Raw genomic sequence first — 15,687 nt, 5'->3', positions numbered from 1 at the left:
CGGGAACTCCCGGCCCCTTGCTGTGGTATATGAAGGTAACCGCTTCACATGCCACAGCGAGGTAAGGACGATGCAATCTCTTCACTGTGAATACCGCGAGCACACCATCACCGCCAGCGTGATGCCCCATCCTGACTCCCCCCTGCCCTATGCCGCCGGCTGCCTGATCACCACACCCGACGGGCACACCAGCAAGCGTCTGTCGATGCCGATGCAGTTTTTCTCCGACCTTGAAAATGCTCAGCATGTGTCGCTGGCCCATGGCCGGGCGTTGGTCGACCATCAGTTGGATGACGGGCACAAGGTGTTCTGACCCTGTCTTATCCTGTACTGGCCCTTTCGCGGCTAAAGCTGCGAAAGGGCCAGTACAGCAATAATCAGATATCCCGGGCGTACGCCACCGCAGCGTCTACCTGCGCCCGCGTCGGCCTTACCCCGGTGTACAGCACAAACTGCTCCAGCGCCTGCAGCGCAATGACCTCCAGCCCAGTGATCACCGGCTTGCCCAACGCTTGGGCCTGGCGGATCAGCGGCGTTTGCGCCGGCATCGCTACCACATCGAATACCCGCTCCGCTGCCGCAATGGCCTGCTCGGAAAACGCCAGCACATCTGCCTCTGGCCCGCCCGCCATACCGATCGGTGTCACGTTCACCAGCATTGGCGGGCAGATGTCGCCCAGCTGTGGCAACCAGCGGTAACCGCACACATCCGCCAGCTGCCGCCCGGCCTGCTCGTTGCGCGCAACGATGATGCCTTCGGCAAACCCGGCATCGCGCAGGGCACTGGCCACGGCCTTGGCCATCCCCCCACTGCCACGCAGGGCAAACGCGGTGCCTGGGTCGACCTGGTGCTGCGCCAGCAACTGACGCACAGCCAGGTAATCGGTGTTGTAAGCCTTCAAGTGGCCATTGCTGTTGACCAGGGTATTGACCGATTCAATGGCTTGCGCTGACGGGTCGATTTCATCGACCAAGGCCATGCAGGCCTCCTTGTATGGCATCGACACCCCACAGCCGCGAATACCCAGCGCGCGGATACCCGCCACCGCCGCCGGCAGGTCATCGGTGCGCATGGCCTTGTAGTAAAAGTCCAAACCCAGCTGCTGGTAGAGGTGGTTGTGAAAGCGCACGCCGAAGGTACCAGGGCGGCCGGCCAAGGAAATGCACAGCACGGTATCTCTGCTGGGAGTTGTCGACATAACCTGCTCCATAGTCATAACTGAAACGTTTGTTCAGCGTAACAGAGGCAACCACTGGTCGTCCCTTACACAACCTTTACCGTTCCCCTGTGCTCAGCTGACGGAGACTGGAGTCATAGTAATAAGGCCCCAAGCGTGGGGTTTTCCTGCGAGGTTGTTTTATGAACCGTCACATTCCCGGAATCGCCCTGCTGGTCGGTGCCTTGGCCATCAGCGGGCCTGCTGCAGCCCACGGCGGTTATGGCCATGGCGGCGGTGGTTGGTATGGGCCAGGCCCCCTGCTAGGTGCTGCCGTGGTCGGTGCCGTGGTTGGGGCGACGGTTTATGGCGGGCGTGACCGCACCGTGTACGTCGAACGCCAGCCAGTCTATTACGCGCCTCCCCCGGTGTACGTGCAACCGCCACCACAGCCGGTGTACTACCAGCCGTACTACGCACCCGCGCCACCGCCCCCAGGCTACCGCCCTTATTACGGCCCGCCACCGGTGTACTACGGCCCGCCACGCTGGTAACGGTTGATAGAACTAATGACCACTATCGAGGAAGTTGATTTCAAAGCGTTCCGGCTGCTGCGTATGGTAGAGCCATGTTTCACAGGAGGTCCTCATGGCCACTATTCAGATCATGTCCGTTGTCGGTAGCGCCGTCCCCGTTTCACTGCGTGAACAGGGCCTGTTGGCATGCTGGTACCTGGTGCGTAACGGTGAGGCCGTGAGCGGCCCGATGCCGACGCTTGCCTCGGCCCAGGCCCTGGTTGAGCAGTTGCAACCCGGCACCCTGGTCGCCTGACCCGAATTTGTTGTGCGTTGCTCCCTACGCCCTTGTGCCCGCCAATCTGGCGGGCTTTTTTTTGCTTGGGCCACCCTCAGGGATGAGGGCTGCGACCAGACTGGTTGGTCAGGGCCATGACCTTGCCTTGCAGCCGCCCCACGGTCATCACCAGTTCGTTTCGCTCCTTGGCGAGCTGATCAGCTTTAGCCTCTGCCTCTCTTCGGGCGTCCCGTTCGATGTCCAGCAGTTCTGTCAGGCGGTGGATGACCGCAATATCCGCACTGTCCATCGCGCGGTCGACCGCATCCCTGGACAACCACTTGCGCAGCCACAGAAATGCACCCAGCAAAACAGTACCCGTACCGCTCAGCCAAGTGACTGTGCCCGGGCCGAGGTCGGTCGGATCCATGTGAACCTCATTACAGATGATGATGTGATAAGCCTTGGAGAAAATTGCCTCGGTGGCTTTCCTTGTTCGCCCATTTAATTTAGCCTACAGCTAACATTGCCACAAGGGCCAATTTAGCCATGCGCATATTTAGCAGCCAGCTAAACACTGGCATGCTTCACCCCATGGATATTTACGAAATTCGCAAGCTCAACCTGATCAAGCTGATCGGTAGCCAGAGGAAAGGATCCTGCGCAGAGCGCTGGGGATGGCGCCTGCCCATCTGAGCCAGATCCTTTCCGACAAGACCGCGAAGAACCTGGGTGATGACGTGGCCCGTCGCATCGAGGGCATCGAAGGTTTGCCACGGGGTTGGTTCGATGCGGTGACGCCAGGCGAGCACACGCAAGTTGGCGTCGAGGTGGCTGACAGCAAGCTTTCTGCAGCCGACCTGGTCAAGCAGATGCTGGCAAGAAGCGGTAAAGGTATCCCCGAAGAAACCCGGCAACGGTTGCTGGCCGCTGCGCAAGAGCCAGCAGATACCCCACTGGTGAAGACTGAGCGGGTTCGCCCTGGCCTGGTCGGTGATGAAGTGTGGATTGCCCATTACGACGTGCGGGCAGCCATGGGTGGCGGCCAGATCCCCCACGATTACCCCGAGATGTTCAAGGACATTCGCGTCAGCCCCAGCCACCTGCGCGAACTGGGCGTAGCGTTCAGTGAGCACCACCATCTGAAAATGGTAACGGGCTGGGGCCAGTCGATGGAGCCAACCATCAAGCACCGCGACCCGCTGATCGTCGATGTCAGCATCCGCGAGTTCGTTGGCGATGGCATCTATTTCTTCTCCTGGGGCGACCACATCTACATCAAGCGGCTGCAAATCGCGGATGAGGAGCATTTCGAGATGATCTCCGACAACTCGCGACACAAAGACCGCATGATTCGCCAGGAAGAGACTTACATACAGGCCAGGGTGCTACTGGTGTGGAATGCCCACCTTGTGTAAAGCGAAGCCCGCCCTCCACGGCGGGCTTTTTCTGATGCTCAGAAAGGTGCCGCCTCCTCGACCTGCTGCTCGCTGTCCTGCTCAACCAAGAAATCGTCACGCTCTTCCACGCTGCTGCGCTCCCAGCGCACTGTCACACTCTCGTCATCGTTGAAGGTCAGGTCCAGTTCGGGTGTTTCCGACAGCAGGCCCATTACCTCCTCCCACTCCCTGTCACCGTCAGTATCCAGGCGATGCACCACAACCCAGCGCTGAGTCTGCGCAAGCGGGTGGTTGATCATTGACGACACCCGCAGGCTAAGCCGCTCTATTCCGGTCATCTCCTGGCGCAGCTGGGGCTCTGACTTCATGTGCTTGGACATATTCCCATCCTGAAGGCTGTATGTTTGTACAGTATTAAAGGAAAGCTTATCTCACTGCCAAATCCAGCGTAAAGCCCCATTGCGGAAAAATTTCGCCCGCGGGTAATTATTCTTCAAGCGAAATTTATTTAGCCAAAAGCTATTGACTGATATTTAGCTTATGGCTAACTTTGGCGTCGGCAACCACTTCCCGGTCGCCAGATCACTCCACCATTCAACCCCAGCTTTTTCTAAGGAGCAGCCCCATGGCCGTAGACATCAGCAAGCTCACCATTGCCACCCCGATAGCGGTTTCCTCAACCAATCCGGTTGCCCTGGAAGTCAACGGCGCCGAAGCAATTGCCCGCTTCCCGAGCATCGTGAAGGTGCTCAGCGATGGTTCGATCCAGTTTTCAGCCCCCACCAAAGGGGCTTCGAGCAAAAGCACTCACAGGACCCGCTGCGAGTGGACAGAAACGGAAGACTGGACGCTGGCCAGCGCCCAGGATCACTGGAATCGCCAGACAATGACGCTGACCAAGGTAAACGCGGCGCAGAAGGTGGTCATCGCCCAGATGCACGTGCGTGGGGATGACAGCCCGCCGGTGAAAGTGTTCTGGAACAAGGGCAACATCACCCTGGGCTTTCGACGCACCTACAACCAGACAGACCCTGTGAACTCAACGGTTTTGAAGGGGGTGCCGCTAGGGGAGAAGTTCAATATCAGCATCCACACCACGGCTGACGGCGTGGTCAATGTGACAGCCAAATGCAATGGGGTATCCGGCACATCGGGCGATTTGCAGCTCGACAGTACCTGGGCTTCACGCCTGTTCGAGTTCCACGGCGGGGTCTACAACCAGGTCGACTACACCGCTGCAACGCCCGCCGACGAAGGCTCGATCTGCATCATCAGCGAGCTCTCGCTCATCCATCGCTGAGCGCCGAGCGCCGGCAAGACATTCCGATGCGCCTCCCCCATCACACGGGTTGCATCGGGATGCCAGCCATCCCTCAGTTCATGGCGGATAGCCGTGACACGCCACGCCATTGATTAGTCTCGATGAGTCATATTGTTGCCTTCCCGCTCTCAGACTAATAATTAGATATCTGCCTGGGGAGGCGCGTGACATGCAACCAAGATTCGTTATCGTTCCTGCTGTGCCGGTGGAAGGCGAGTCCTTCCGCATCGGCAACCGGTTCTACGCCGCGACCACTTCGGGCGCTTCGACCTCTACGACAACCAGGAAAAACAACGGCTCAAGCACGGCTTTATAAACAAGTCACAAGCTGCGGCTGCGTGCGACCTGATGAACAGCGAATCACGCAATCCGCTAGAACTGTTCCCGATACTGCGTACAGATTGATACGCCTGCAGCCTGGAACATGGCCGCGCCGGTCGGCCATTCAGTCAGGGGCTCGCAAAACAGCCCCACGCGCCTCTGCGGGCCCGGTACTTCATTGTTTGCCGTTCGGCACCGTCATCAAGCTACCAACGATGAGTACGGCAGCAGGTCCGATGAGCCAACTGACGCTCGTTCCTGGGCTGACAACCGGCACGATAACAGTCACTGTGAACAGGGCCATGCCTGACCAGAACCGCCTCCGTGGTGTAAGCCACGCTCGAATCCTTTCCAGCCCTCTGCCCATTCTCGCTCTCCTTATCTGTGGGTGGCGAAGCATAACCTTGCCTTTGTTTGTCAGCCAGACGCTTCGCCACCACGCTGAATCGGCGATCAGCTAGAACAAGACGGCTTCACACCGCCGCGCTGCGCTCGCGCAGATCAATGTTCAATATACGGTCGTTATCGCTGTAGTCGACCGGACAATCAATCACGTGCACCCCTGGGTTGGAGACACAGTGGTCAAGCAGCGGAATCAACGAGTCGGCACTTTCTACGCGATACCCATTGGCGCCATAAGCTTCGGCGTATTTGACGAAGTCCGGGTTGCCGTAGTCCAGGCCGAAATCGGTGAAGCCCATGTTGGCCTGCTTCCAGCGGATCATGCCGTAGCCGTCGTCACGCAGGATCACCACGGTGATGTGCATGCCCAGACGTACCGCCGTTTCCAGCTCCTGGCTGTTCATCATGAAGCCGCCGTCACCGCACACCGAAATCACCGGGCGGTCCGGGTGCACCAGGTGCGCGGCCATCGCCGATGGCAAGCCCGCGCCCATGGTCGCCAGGGCGTTGTCCAGCAGCACGGTGTTGGGTTTGTGCGCCTTGTAGTTACGGGCGAACCAGATCTTGTAGATGCCGTTGTCCAGGGCAACGATGCCTTCGGACGGCAGTACACGACGGATGTCGGCCACCAGGCGCTGCGGGTAGACCGGGAAGCGGTTATCGTCGGCGCCTTCGGCGATCTGTGCTTCGTTGGCTTCACGAATGGCCATCAGGCGGGTGAAGTCCCAGTGCGACGTGTCGTTCAGCGCTTCGCTGATCTGCCACACGGCGTTGGCAATGTCGCCGATCACTTCAACCTGCGGGAAGTACACGGCATCGACTTCGGCGGCACGGAAGTTGATGTGGATGACCTCGGTGCCGCCGCGAACCATGAAGAACGGCGGCTTCTCGATCACGTCGTGGCCGATGTTGATGATCAGGTCGGCGGCTTCGATTGCACGGTGTACAAAGTCACCGGACGAAAGCGCAGCATTACCGAGGAAGCAGGGATGGCGCTCGTCGACCACACCTTTGCCCAATTGGGTTGTGATGAACGGGATTCGAGTCTCGTCGATCAGTTGCTTGAGGACTTTGGCAGTCATCTTGCGGTTCGCACCGGCACCGATCACCAAGATAGGGTTGCGGGCTCTGTGCAGCCTCTCAACCGCCGCTTCGATTGCCTTGTGCTCGGCTAACGGTCGACGGTGGAGGCTCTGAGGGATCGGTAACGCATCGGTCTGCTCGGCCGCGATGTCTTCCGGCAGCTCCAGGTGTACCGCCCCCGGCTTTTCTTCTTCGGCCAGGCGGAAGGCTTCGCGCATGCGCGACGGGATGTTGTCGGCCGAGGCGAACTGGTGGGTGTACTTGGTGATGGGGTCCATCATGCCGCACACGTCAATGATCTGGAAGCGGCCCTGCTTGGACTTCTTGATCGGCTTCTGCCCGGTGATCATCATCATCGGCATGCCGCCCAGGTAGGCATAGGCGCTGGCGGTGACCAGGTTGGTGGCGCCAGGGCCGAGGGTCGACAGGCTGACGCCGGTCTTGCCGGTCAGGCGGCCGTAGGTGGCAGCCATGAAACCTGCAGACTGCTCGTGACGGGTCAGTACCAGCTTGATCTTCGACTTGCGCAGGGATTCGAGCAGGTCGAGGTTTTCCTCACCAGGAATGCCGAACACGTACTCAACACCTTCACTTTCCAAACATTGCACAACGAGATCAGCTGCCTTGGCCATCTATTTGCCCTGCCACTATCGAGAGTGAGCCACGCGAGCAGGTGACGAAACATCTGCCCGGTGCTGAATGAGTTTTATGATAAAGAGGAAACTTGCGGATTATGCTGTTTTTCGAGGAAGCACTAAGGTGGCGTCAATAGCAACCAAAGCATTCAACGCGAGCGCCGATACACCCACGGTAGCTCGTGCTGGGTAAGGCGCTTCAAAGTAACGGCCCATTATTTCGTTCACGACACCAAAGTGCGAGAGTTCCGTGAGGTAAATAGTGAGCTTTCCTACGTCAGAAAAACTACCGCCTGCGGCTTGTGCTACTGACTGGAGGTTCTCGAATACCTGAATGGTTTGGGCTTCAATGCCTTGGGCCAATTCCATCTTTTCAGGGTGAAGCGCGATTTGCCCTGTCAAGAACACCAACTCACCCATGTGGACTGCTTGCGAATACGGGCCAATAGCTTTCGGCGCCTGGTCACTGTGGATAGCGATTCTGCTCATTAAAAATGATCCTGCCTTAGGGAGCGATCCAACCCGCCTGCCAATGGTCGCCTTGCAAAATGAAGCGTGCCCGTTGGTGGATATCCTGGGTAAGATCGAGCCACTCTATTTGTCGTAGGTGGACAGCCAGTAAAGTGAAATTCTTGAAACCATCCATGTGCGTTTCATAAGCTGTTGAAGGTGAAGAAATAGCCTCACCGGGTATGCGTCCATGGCGAAAGAGCGCTTGAGTTCGTCCTCGTGCCTGCTCCCAGTGCCTGGCAAGGAGCGACACATCCGACAACAGTTCACCTAGGCCTTCAACCCGAAGTTGACGCTTGCCAGACGGGTCGACGGAGGTCATGCCGACTCTAGGTTCGGCCAGTATCTCTGCAAGTTTCGCCGAGCGCTTGTCCACATAAAAGATGATCGACTTCGTAGACGCATCCGCATGTCGCAAGACAACAGTGCTTACTTTAGGTTGCCCTTCAGTGTTGACGGTAGCCAGTTGCATCAAACGAAATGGATTTGGAATACCGCCAACAGGTATGGATAAATCTGACCATACCTTAGCCAATATCAGATCAAGCATGACAATCGCCCAAAATGAAAAAGGGCCGCGTACTGCGTGCGGCCCGGAGGCATTCAGACGCTGCGGGTAACGCCGCCGTCGACCTTGATGTTCTGGCCGGTAATGTAGGCTGCCCCTTCGCTTGCGAGGAAGGCGATAGTGGCGGCAATTTCCTCACTGGTGCCATAGCGCTTGAGCGGCACACCTTCTCGACGCTGTTCGGTAGCTGGGAGGCTGTCGATCCAACCAGGCAGCACGTTATTAATGCGAATGTTGTCAGCGGCGTACTTGTCAGCATAGATTTTGCTGAACGACGCCAAACCGGCACGGAAAACTGCCGAGGTAGGGAAGAGTTCGCTTGGCTCGAACACCCATGCAGTGGAAATGTTGATGATTGCACCACCGTTCTGGCGCTGCATGTACGGGGTCACCAGCCTCACAGGACGAATTACGTTGAGCAGGTATGTCTCCATACCCTGGTGCCAGTCTTCGTCGCTGATCTCAAGGATCGGTGCCCGCGGACCATGGCCGGCGCTGTTGACCAACACATCGATACGGCCCCATTTATGAATGACTGCGTCGACGAGGCGCTGCAGATCTTCATTTGACTGGTTACTGCCGGTTACGCCAATGCCGCCTAATTCCTGCGCCAGGGCCTCGCCCTTGCCAGATGAAGAGAGAATACCGACCTTGAAGCCATCGGCAGCCAATCTACGTGCTGCCGCCGCTCCCATGCCGCTACCACCGGCAGTGACTATTGCTACTTTTTCTACTGACATACATCCTCCTGAGTGAGGCGTGGACGGGTTGTTGGTGAAATGAGACTAGCACCGCTCAGCACCGCTCAGAGAGACAGCAACCCTTCTTCATGCCAGTAGATAATCTATAGTCTTGTTTGTTCAAGCAGCCAAATTCGAACGATATCGAGGGCCGCCTGCGGGTGAGCGTTTCGTGGCCAGGCCAGAAAATAGGCATTGTCCTAGCTCGTCGGCGGCTACCCGAAAATTCAAATGACGGGCTGCTACGCCATCTGAGTGGAGCAGCCTGGCGCCTCAAGGTGCTTGGCCACTTTTATCGCCAGTTCGACAAAGGCCCTCGCTGCAGCCGTTTGGTAAGCCCCTTTTCGTTGCATCAGAACAGCAGTGCGTTGCAAGCGCTGCTGGTCCGGCTCGATAGCGACCAACTGCTCGTGAGCCAGGGCGATGGTGGCCGGCAACAAGGTCGAGAGCGTGGTCCGGCCGTTTGGATCGAGGGCGGCGTGATAGCGACCGTAGCACTACAGCGCCGCTACTTAGATCCGCGCTGCCAGCGCATCAACGCTTTGTCGTGCAACTCAGCCGGCCAAGCGCTGAAAAGCAGGTACATACCAGGGCCACCTACCCAAGCCCAGTTGCTGCTTGGCCACACTATCGTCGCAGCGATCCAGGCTACGATCAGCGCTATCCCGGTGCGCCGACGGCGCCTTGGCGTGAGCCACTCTTGCAAAGCCTTATGTCTCTCCCGCAACCTCATTACCACTCTCCCTGTTTGGTAAGCGGCGAGCATACCACCAAGAAACAATTCCGCTGACGACTGGGCCGATTTGCGAATCTGGAAAAGTACGTGATTGGTTAAAAATTGGTACAGGATTAAATATCGTTCACTTTGCGCCCTTTAGTCATAAGGCATTCGACAGCAATTCAGCCATACTCCAGAATGCATCGGTTTTAGGGGGAAAACCCTTGCACAGCCAACGACATACCAACTTTTAGTGAGCCTCAACGTGAAAACATCCCTGTCCATCCTCAGCCTGCTGCTGTTGCTCACAGGTACCGCGACCCTTCCGTCGACTGCTGCTGCACAACCCCCGGTCCAGGCTCAACGAGACCCGTCCAAGCTGCACCTGGCTTCAGGCAGTGCCCTGCTGATCGACCTGAACAGCAACCAGGAATTGTATTCGAGCCACGCCGACCGCGTGGTGCCGATCGCCTCGGTAACCAAGCTGATGACAGCGATGGTGGTGCTGGATGCCAAGCTGCCCATGGATGAAATGCTCACCATGACCATCGCCAACAACCCGGAAATGAAAGGCGTGTATTCGCGCGTGCGCCTGGGCAGCCAGCTCGACCGCCGCGAAACCTTGCTGATTACCCTGATGTCGTCGGAAAACCGTGCGGCCAACAGCCTGGCCAACGCCTACCCCGGCGGCTACCCGGCGTTCATCAAGGCCATGAATGCCAAGGCCCGCAGCCTGGGTATGGCACACACCCGCTATGTTGAGCCGACTGGCCTGTCGACGCAGAACGTGTCCACCGCACGCGACCTGGCCAAGCTGCTGATGGCCTCGCGCAAGTACCCGATGCTGAGCGAGCTGTCGACCACCCGCGAAAAGACCGTGGCCTTCCGCAAGCCCAACTACACCCTGGGCTTCCGTAACACCGACCACCTGGTGAACAAGAGCAACTGGGACATCAAGCTGACCAAGACCGGCTTCACCAACGAGGCCGGGCATTGCCTGGTGTTGCTGACCCGCATGGACAATCGCCCGGTGGCCATGGTCATTCTCGATGCCTTCGGCAAGTACACCCACTTCGCCGATGCCAGCCGCATGCGTCAGTGGCTGGAAACCGGTGCCGCCAAGCCGGCGCCAGCAGTGGCCATGCAGTACAAGGCGGACCGGCAGAGCAAGGGCCGCTTGGTGACCGAATAACCACTACCTGCTACTACGCGCGTGTCTGACGGCGCGGCCCATCGCGACACATGGCCGCTCCTACTGGGACTGCGCATGCCGGCGGGATGATCAGGCCGTGGCGCTGACCATCCCGCCGGCACTGCTGCCACCCTCTTGCTGCAACAGCTCCAGCAATTGCGCCGTGGCTGCCATGATCTGCCCATTGATGGTGGCAATGCTCGCCTGCTTGGCGCCCACCGCAGCCGCCTTGGCGGCCTCGTCCATCTTGCTGTTCTGCAGCGCAGCCAATTGCTTCTGCTCTTCAGCCAGTTGTTTCTGCAGATCCTTGATCAGCTGACGCAGCTCGGTCACGGCCTGCGACTCGCCACTGTCTTCAGTGTCGGTGGATTGCGCCTGGCTACCCGCTGAAACTTTCATGCTGTCACTGCTGATGCTCAGTGGCCCCAGTGCCTCACCGGCCTGTTTTGCCTGTTCGCGTTCAGTCGCTGCGTTGGCGCTCAGCGTCTGCGCTGAAACGCCGTTGATCATCAGGTTGCTTGCCGTTATTCCGCTCATGTCGATTCCTTGCCAAAAAGATCGGTCCTTGCCGTAACCACCCTATCGGCCGCCTCATGCAGTTCTTGAGCCCGCTTAAATTCCCCCCGCCTGGCTCGTTCCAACTCATGTACTTGCGCAGGAGCCGGAGCCCCGGCGGGCGTCCATATCGACCATTCAGGGAATCGCAGCCATGAGCCAGCCCTCACAGCAGGAAACCATCAAAGATCTGATCGGCGTGGGCTTCGGCCCTTCCAACCTGGCCTTGGCCATCGCCCTGGAAGAACTCGCCGAGTCTCAGGGCCATGCCCTCGACGCACTGTTCATCGACAAGCAACAAGACTACCGCTGGCACGGCGAAACCCTGGCCACCCAGAGCGAGCTGCAGATCTCGTTCCTGAAAGACCTGGTGTCACTGCGCAACCCCACCAGCCCCTACAGCTTCGTCAACTACCTGCATCAGAAGCAGCGCCTGGCCGACTTCATCAACCTCGGCACCTTCTACCCCTGCCGCCTGGAGTACAACAACTACCTGCGCTGGGCCGCCGAGCATTTCGCTACCCAGGCGGTGTATGGCCAGGAAGTGTTGCGCATCGAACCGGAATTGAATGCCGGCCGGGTCGAGCACCTGCGCCTGGTTTCACGTGACGCGCAAGGCCGCGAATACAGCCGCCGCACCCGCTCGGTGGTGGTCGGCAGCGGCGGCACGCCGAAAATCCCGGAAAAGTTCGGCGCCTTCAAGGACGACCCACGGGTGTTCCACCACTCCCAGTACCTGAGCAGCCTGAACAAGCTGCCGTGCACCGACGGTAAACCCATGCGCATCGCCGTGATCGGCTCAGGCCAGAGCGCCGCTGAGGCGTTCATCGATCTCAATGACAGCTACCCGTCGGTCAAGGTCGACATGATCCTGCGCGGGTCGGCCCTCAAACCCGCCGACGACAGCCCGTTCGTCAACGAGATCTTCTCACCGGACTACACCGACCTGGTCTACAACGAACCGGCCGACCAGCGCAGCAAATTGCTGGGCGAGTACCACAACACCAACTACTCGGTGGTCGACCTCAACCTGATCGAGCGCATCTACGGCATCCTTTACCGTCAGAAGGTCGCCCACCAGCACCGCCACAACGTGCTATGCCGGCGCCAGGTGGAAGCGGTGGTGGCCACCCGCGAAGGCCTGGAACTGACCTTGCGCGACCTTGCCACCGGCCAGCAGCAAACCCACCGCTACGATGCCGTGATCCTCGCCACCGGTTACGAGCGCCGCTCGCACCGTGACCTGCTGGCGCCACTGGCCGGTTATCTGGAGGACTTCAGCGTCGACCGCAACTACCGTGTACTGGCCAGCCCCGACCTGCAGGCCTCTGTTTACTTGCAGGGCTTCTGCGAAAACAGCCACGGCCTGAGTGACACGCTGCTTTCAGTGCTGCCGGCCCGCGCTGCGGAAATTGGCCGGGCGCTGTACCAGGACCTGGCGCAGCTGCACGGCAAGCCGCAAGCGGCGGTAGCCCTGACCCGCGCCTGAGCCCTCTGCAACAAGCCTTCAAGGCCGGACTGACGCCGCGTGCGCCGTCCGGCCTTCGTCTTTTGAAACATTTGCTTTCATTTTAAAAGGCAGGTTTTCAATTCTCATTCGTCCTTATCAGTACAGCCCTCTTTGGTTGGGCACACGCTCGACCACCCATTGCAGAAGACCGTCTGATGGCCAAATCACCGAAAAAATCCAAATCCAGGCTGTGGTTCCTGGTCCACAGCTGGCTTGCCTTGCCGATCTGGTTCTTTGTCCTGATCGTCTGCTTCACCGGCATGCTTGCCGTGGTCAGCCAGGAAATCGTCTGGCTGGCCGACTCGGCCGTGCGCGCCAACAAGCCAGACGCGGACGTGCAACGCATGAGCTTCCAGCAGGTGCTGGAAGCCTTGCACAAGGCCGAGCCGGATATGGTCGTGGACCGGCTCAGCCAACCCGATGGCTCGCACTTCGCGGTAAAGGCCAATGTCACCCTGCCAGACGGCACCAGCCCGACGCTGTACGTAAACCCCTACACCGGCGCCATCCAGGGCAAGACCCCTGACTTCAACTTCGAAGCCTTCACCCGGGCCCTGCACGGCTGGTGGCTGGTGCCGTTCACCAATGGTTTCAGCTGGGGCTGGTACCTGGTGTCGCTGCTCGGCCTGCCGATGCTGGCCTCGCTGGTCACCGGCCTGGTTGTGTACAAAAAGTTCTGGAAGGGCTTTTTCAAACCCGTGCGCACCGGCCATGGCTCGCGGATTTTTTGGGGTGACTTGCACCGCCTGGCCGGGGTGTGGTCGATCTGGTTCATTGCGGTGATTTCCATCACCGGCACCTGGTTCCTGATCCAGGCGATACTGTTCGACAACCACATCACCATTTCCAGCCGGCCCATCGTGCCGGTGATCGCCCGTGAGGACGTGCCGCAAACGCCAGATGGCAGCCCTGCCCCGCGCATCAACCTGGATGAAGCTGCGCGCATTGCCGGCCTGGCGATCCCGGGGCTGGAGATCAACTCCGTCTCGCTGCCCGCCACCGCCTACAGCCACGTCACCCTGTCTGGGCCAGGCTGGTACCCGTTGATGTTCCAGAGTGCGTCGGTGAACCCGTATACAAGCATTGTCGACAGCCAGTTCGAAATCAGCGACCGCTCGGCCCTGGAGTTCGTCACCGAATCCATGCGCCCGCTGCACACCGGCGATTTCGGTGGCCTGCCAATCAAGCTGATCTGGTTCTTCTTCGGCCTGGTCCTCACCTTGATGGTGCTCAGCGGCCTGCTGATCTGGACCAAACGCACCGCCCAGGCCACCGCCGCCGCCCTCAAGCGCAGCGAGCGAGCACCCCGTGCGGCGCGCAGTGAAACCACCGTGGAGATCCATTAATGAGCCAGGCCCAAGCCCTGCCCACCAGCCCGCTGAAGCAGCTTTGGCTGAAGTGGCGTTTTCACCTGAATATCCTGCTGATCCTGATTCCGCTGGGCTTCATGCCCAAGTACTTCGCCGACGCCAAGCTGTTTCGCGGTGACGCCGGCCTGGGCGCCAATGTGATCAGCGACATCCAGGTCGGCCCCTACAGCCTCGACCTGGCCGAACTGCGTGACGAAGCGCCTCGCGCCGATGGCCCGGCCGGCTTCTTCAAGTCGTTCAACGCATCGCTGTGCAAGGCCTGCATCAAGGACGTCAAGGCGGCCTACCTGCGCATCGGCAAGCCTCGCAGCCTGCGCGCCGCCGGCACCATCTTCTTCGGTGCACCGTACAACATGGGCACCTCACTGCCGATTCCACCACGCACCAAACCCGACGCGCAGATCTGGATCACCCTGGAAGGCTGGGACGGCAGCATGCACCAGGCGTCAGTCCCCCTGGCCAAGGCATCGCCAGCCACCGTGGCCTGGCTCGAGAAACAAGGAGGCAAGAAATGAAAAACCTGATGCGCACCCTCGCCCTGCCCTTCATGGTACTGGCCGCCGGCCCCGCCCTGGCGCACAACCCGATGTGCGAATGCGAAGCGCTGGCCAGCGGCCAGGTCAAGTGCACCGGCGGCTTCTCGGACGGCAGCGGTGCCCCTGGGGTGACCCTGGATGTGATCGGCTATGACGAACAGGTGCTGGTCGGCGGCAAGCTTGGTGACGATTCGACGCTGACCTTCAAGCGCCCGGACGGTGAGTTCTATGTGCTATTCGACGCAGGCCCCGGGCACGTGGTGGAAGTCGACTACGCCGACATCGCCCAGCCATGAGCCGCGCCCAAGTGATTCGCCCGGCCGGCGCCGGGCACGAAACCCTGTACGTGCTGCTGGCCAGCCTGTTGATCGTGGTGCTCGCCGCCAGCGTGGTGCTGCTACGCGGTGAGCGCGAGGACGAACAGACCATCGCCAGCCACCAGATCGACGCCCGCCGCGACCTCACCGCCGCCGAGCAAGGCCTGTACACCGACTTGCGCGTGGCTTTCGACGAAATCCAGCTGCTGCGTGAAGAAAATGGCGTCGTACCCAGTGTGCAGGCCCTGGCCGAGGAAGGCCTGCCACCGTTCGTGGTCGATGCCGGCAGCCAGAGCCGCGGCGGCCACCAATGGTCGTGGCTGGAGCCCGGCGCCTACCTGGGCCGCAGCCAGGCCCCCGAGGTCGCCGGCAGCCTGCTGCTGATCCTGCCCGCCGACAGCACCGGCCAGGCCGATGTCTGGCTGCGCCGCGACAGCGCCGCCGTGATCCCGGACGACCTCGGCCAGGCCACCCTGATCGCCGCCGGTTGGCAGCAGGTCGTCAGCCATTACGACGCCGGGGTTACCCGCGAACACCGTCACTGAACCCAAGGACTCCCC

At 59.8% G+C, this 15,687-nt stretch carries 18 protein-coding genes and 3 pseudogenes; 12 read left to right on the top strand and 9 right to left on the bottom strand.

The window, feature by feature from the left end; all coding sequences use genetic code 11:
• Positions 1 to 70 precede the first annotated feature (70 nt).
• Positions 71 to 313, top strand: coding sequence for a hypothetical protein (locus tag AB5975_20720; GenBank protein ID XDR18972.1), 243 nt, complete (start codon positions 71 to 73; stop codon positions 311 to 313).
• 64 nt (positions 314 to 377) lie between these two features.
• On the opposite strand, the gene AB5975_20715 is transcribed toward AB5975_20720, so the two are convergent.
• A complete protein-coding gene (locus AB5975_20715; GenBank protein ID XDR18971.1) occupies positions 378 to 1,199 on the bottom strand; it encodes a shikimate 5-dehydrogenase in 822 nt (273 codons plus the stop codon).
• Positions 1,200 to 1,360: 161 nt separating this feature from the next.
• Between AB5975_20715 and AB5975_20710 the strand changes: the two genes are divergently transcribed.
• Both AB5975_20710 and AB5975_20705 read left to right on the top strand, forming a co-directional pair.
• Positions 1,361 to 1,711 (top strand): hypothetical protein, encoded by a 351-nt coding sequence (locus tag AB5975_20710; GenBank protein ID XDR18970.1) that lies wholly within the window; start codon positions 1,361 to 1,363, stop codon positions 1,709 to 1,711.
• Positions 1,712 to 1,805: 94 nt separating this feature from the next.
• The gene (locus AB5975_20705; GenBank protein ID XDR18969.1) at positions 1,806 to 1,988 is read left to right on the top strand and encodes a hypothetical protein; all 183 of its coding nucleotides are present in this window, start codon (positions 1,806 to 1,808) and stop codon (positions 1,986 to 1,988) included.
• Between the two features lie 76 nt (positions 1,989 to 2,064).
• Here AB5975_20705 and AB5975_20700 read toward each other — a convergent pair whose 3' ends face one another.
• On the bottom strand, positions 2,065 to 2,379 hold the full coding sequence (locus AB5975_20700; protein ID XDR18968.1) for a chemotaxis protein: 315 nt from the start codon (positions 2,377 to 2,379) through the stop codon (positions 2,065 to 2,067).
• A gap of 164 nt (positions 2,380 to 2,543) precedes the next feature.
• On the opposite strand from AB5975_20700, the pseudogene AB5975_20695 reads away from it, so the two are divergent.
• Positions 2,544 to 3,367 (top strand): annotated as a pseudogene (locus AB5975_20695) (helix-turn-helix transcriptional regulator).
• A gap of 38 nt (positions 3,368 to 3,405) precedes the next feature.
• Here the strand turns inward: AB5975_20695 and AB5975_20690 are convergent.
• Complete coding sequence (locus tag AB5975_20690; GenBank protein XDR18967.1) at positions 3,406 to 3,729, bottom strand: DUF1654 domain-containing protein; 324 nt, start codon at positions 3,727 to 3,729, stop codon at positions 3,406 to 3,408.
• A 245-nt stretch (positions 3,730 to 3,974) separates the two neighbouring features.
• On the opposite strand from AB5975_20690, the gene AB5975_20685 reads away from it, so the two are divergent.
• Both AB5975_20685 and AB5975_20680 read left to right on the top strand, forming a co-directional pair.
• The gene (locus AB5975_20685) at positions 3,975 to 4,649 is read left to right on the top strand and encodes a polysaccharide lyase family 7 protein (protein ID XDR18966.1); all 675 of its coding nucleotides are present in this window, start codon (positions 3,975 to 3,977) and stop codon (positions 4,647 to 4,649) included.
• Positions 4,650 to 4,839: 190 nt separating this feature from the next.
• Positions 4,840 to 5,075 (top strand): annotated as a pseudogene (locus AB5975_20680) (hypothetical protein).
• 389 nt (positions 5,076 to 5,464) lie between these two features.
• Here the strand turns inward: AB5975_20680 and AB5975_20675 are convergent.
• From AB5975_20675 to AB5975_20655, 5 genes and pseudogenes are all read right to left on the bottom strand, one after another.
• Positions 5,465 to 7,108: an acetolactate synthase large subunit gene (locus AB5975_20675; GenBank protein ID XDR18965.1), complete on the bottom strand. Its 1,644-nt coding sequence runs from the start codon at positions 7,106 to 7,108 to the stop codon at positions 5,465 to 5,467.
• A gap of 99 nt (positions 7,109 to 7,207) precedes the next feature.
• Positions 7,208 to 7,600 carry a Rid family detoxifying hydrolase gene (locus AB5975_20670; GenBank protein ID XDR18964.1) on the bottom strand — a complete coding sequence of 131 codons (393 nt, stop codon included), beginning with the start codon at positions 7,598 to 7,600 and terminating at the stop codon, positions 7,208 to 7,210.
• Between the two features lie 16 nt (positions 7,601 to 7,616).
• Entirely contained in the window at positions 7,617 to 8,171 is a 555-nt protein-coding gene (locus AB5975_20665; GenBank protein ID XDR18963.1) for a pyridoxamine 5'-phosphate oxidase family protein, read from the bottom strand.
• A gap of 53 nt (positions 8,172 to 8,224) precedes the next feature.
• On the bottom strand, positions 8,225 to 8,929 hold the full coding sequence (locus AB5975_20660) for an SDR family oxidoreductase (GenBank protein XDR18962.1): 705 nt from the start codon (positions 8,927 to 8,929) through the stop codon (positions 8,225 to 8,227).
• Positions 8,930 to 9,171: 242 nt separating this feature from the next.
• Positions 9,172 to 9,387, bottom strand: a pseudogene (locus tag AB5975_20655) (transcriptional regulator CynR).
• Between the two features lie 525 nt (positions 9,388 to 9,912).
• Here AB5975_20655 and pbpG point away from each other — a divergent pair.
• Positions 9,913 to 10,839 carry a D-alanyl-D-alanine endopeptidase gene (gene pbpG / locus AB5975_20650; GenBank protein ID XDR18961.1) on the top strand — a complete coding sequence of 309 codons (927 nt, stop codon included), beginning with the start codon at positions 9,913 to 9,915 and terminating at the stop codon, positions 10,837 to 10,839.
• A gap of 90 nt (positions 10,840 to 10,929) precedes the next feature.
• Here pbpG and AB5975_20645 read toward each other — a convergent pair whose 3' ends face one another.
• Positions 10,930 to 11,376 (bottom strand): hypothetical protein, encoded by a 447-nt coding sequence (locus tag AB5975_20645; protein XDR18960.1) that lies wholly within the window; start codon positions 11,374 to 11,376, stop codon positions 10,930 to 10,932.
• A gap of 172 nt (positions 11,377 to 11,548) precedes the next feature.
• Here AB5975_20645 and AB5975_20640 point away from each other — a divergent pair, with 172 nt between their 5' ends.
• From AB5975_20640 to AB5975_20620, 5 genes are all read left to right on the top strand, one after another.
• Positions 11,549 to 12,883: a lysine N(6)-hydroxylase/L-ornithine N(5)-oxygenase family protein gene (locus AB5975_20640; GenBank protein XDR18959.1), complete on the top strand. Its 1,335-nt coding sequence runs from the start codon at positions 11,549 to 11,551 to the stop codon at positions 12,881 to 12,883.
• Between the two features lie 176 nt (positions 12,884 to 13,059).
• Positions 13,060 to 14,250 carry a PepSY-associated TM helix domain-containing protein gene (locus tag AB5975_20635; GenBank protein ID XDR18958.1) on the top strand — a complete coding sequence of 397 codons (1,191 nt, stop codon included), beginning with the start codon at positions 13,060 to 13,062 and terminating at the stop codon, positions 14,248 to 14,250.
• The gene (locus AB5975_20630) at positions 14,250 to 14,789 is read left to right on the top strand and encodes a thiamine pyrophosphate-binding protein (GenBank protein ID XDR18957.1); all 540 of its coding nucleotides are present in this window, start codon (positions 14,250 to 14,252) and stop codon (positions 14,787 to 14,789) included. The genes AB5975_20635 and AB5975_20630 overlap by 1 nt, the downstream gene beginning before the upstream one ends.
• Complete coding sequence (locus AB5975_20625; protein XDR18956.1) at positions 14,786 to 15,106, top strand: hypothetical protein; 321 nt, start codon at positions 14,786 to 14,788, stop codon at positions 15,104 to 15,106. The genes AB5975_20630 and AB5975_20625 overlap by 4 nt, the downstream gene beginning before the upstream one ends.
• Entirely contained in the window at positions 15,103 to 15,672 is a 570-nt protein-coding gene (locus tag AB5975_20620) for a DUF6162 family protein (protein XDR18955.1), read from the top strand. Before AB5975_20625 ends, AB5975_20620 begins: the two co-directional genes overlap by 4 nt.
• The last annotated feature ends 15 nt before the right edge of the window (positions 15,673 to 15,687 follow it).

Origin of the sequence: Pseudomonas putida (assembly GCA_041071465.1) — a bacterium.
Taxonomy (GTDB): domain Bacteria; phylum Pseudomonadota; class Gammaproteobacteria; order Pseudomonadales; family Pseudomonadaceae; genus Aquipseudomonas; species Aquipseudomonas putida_P.
Note: the sequence above shows the minus strand (reverse complement) of the source record. Positions and strands in the feature narration are given on the sequence as shown.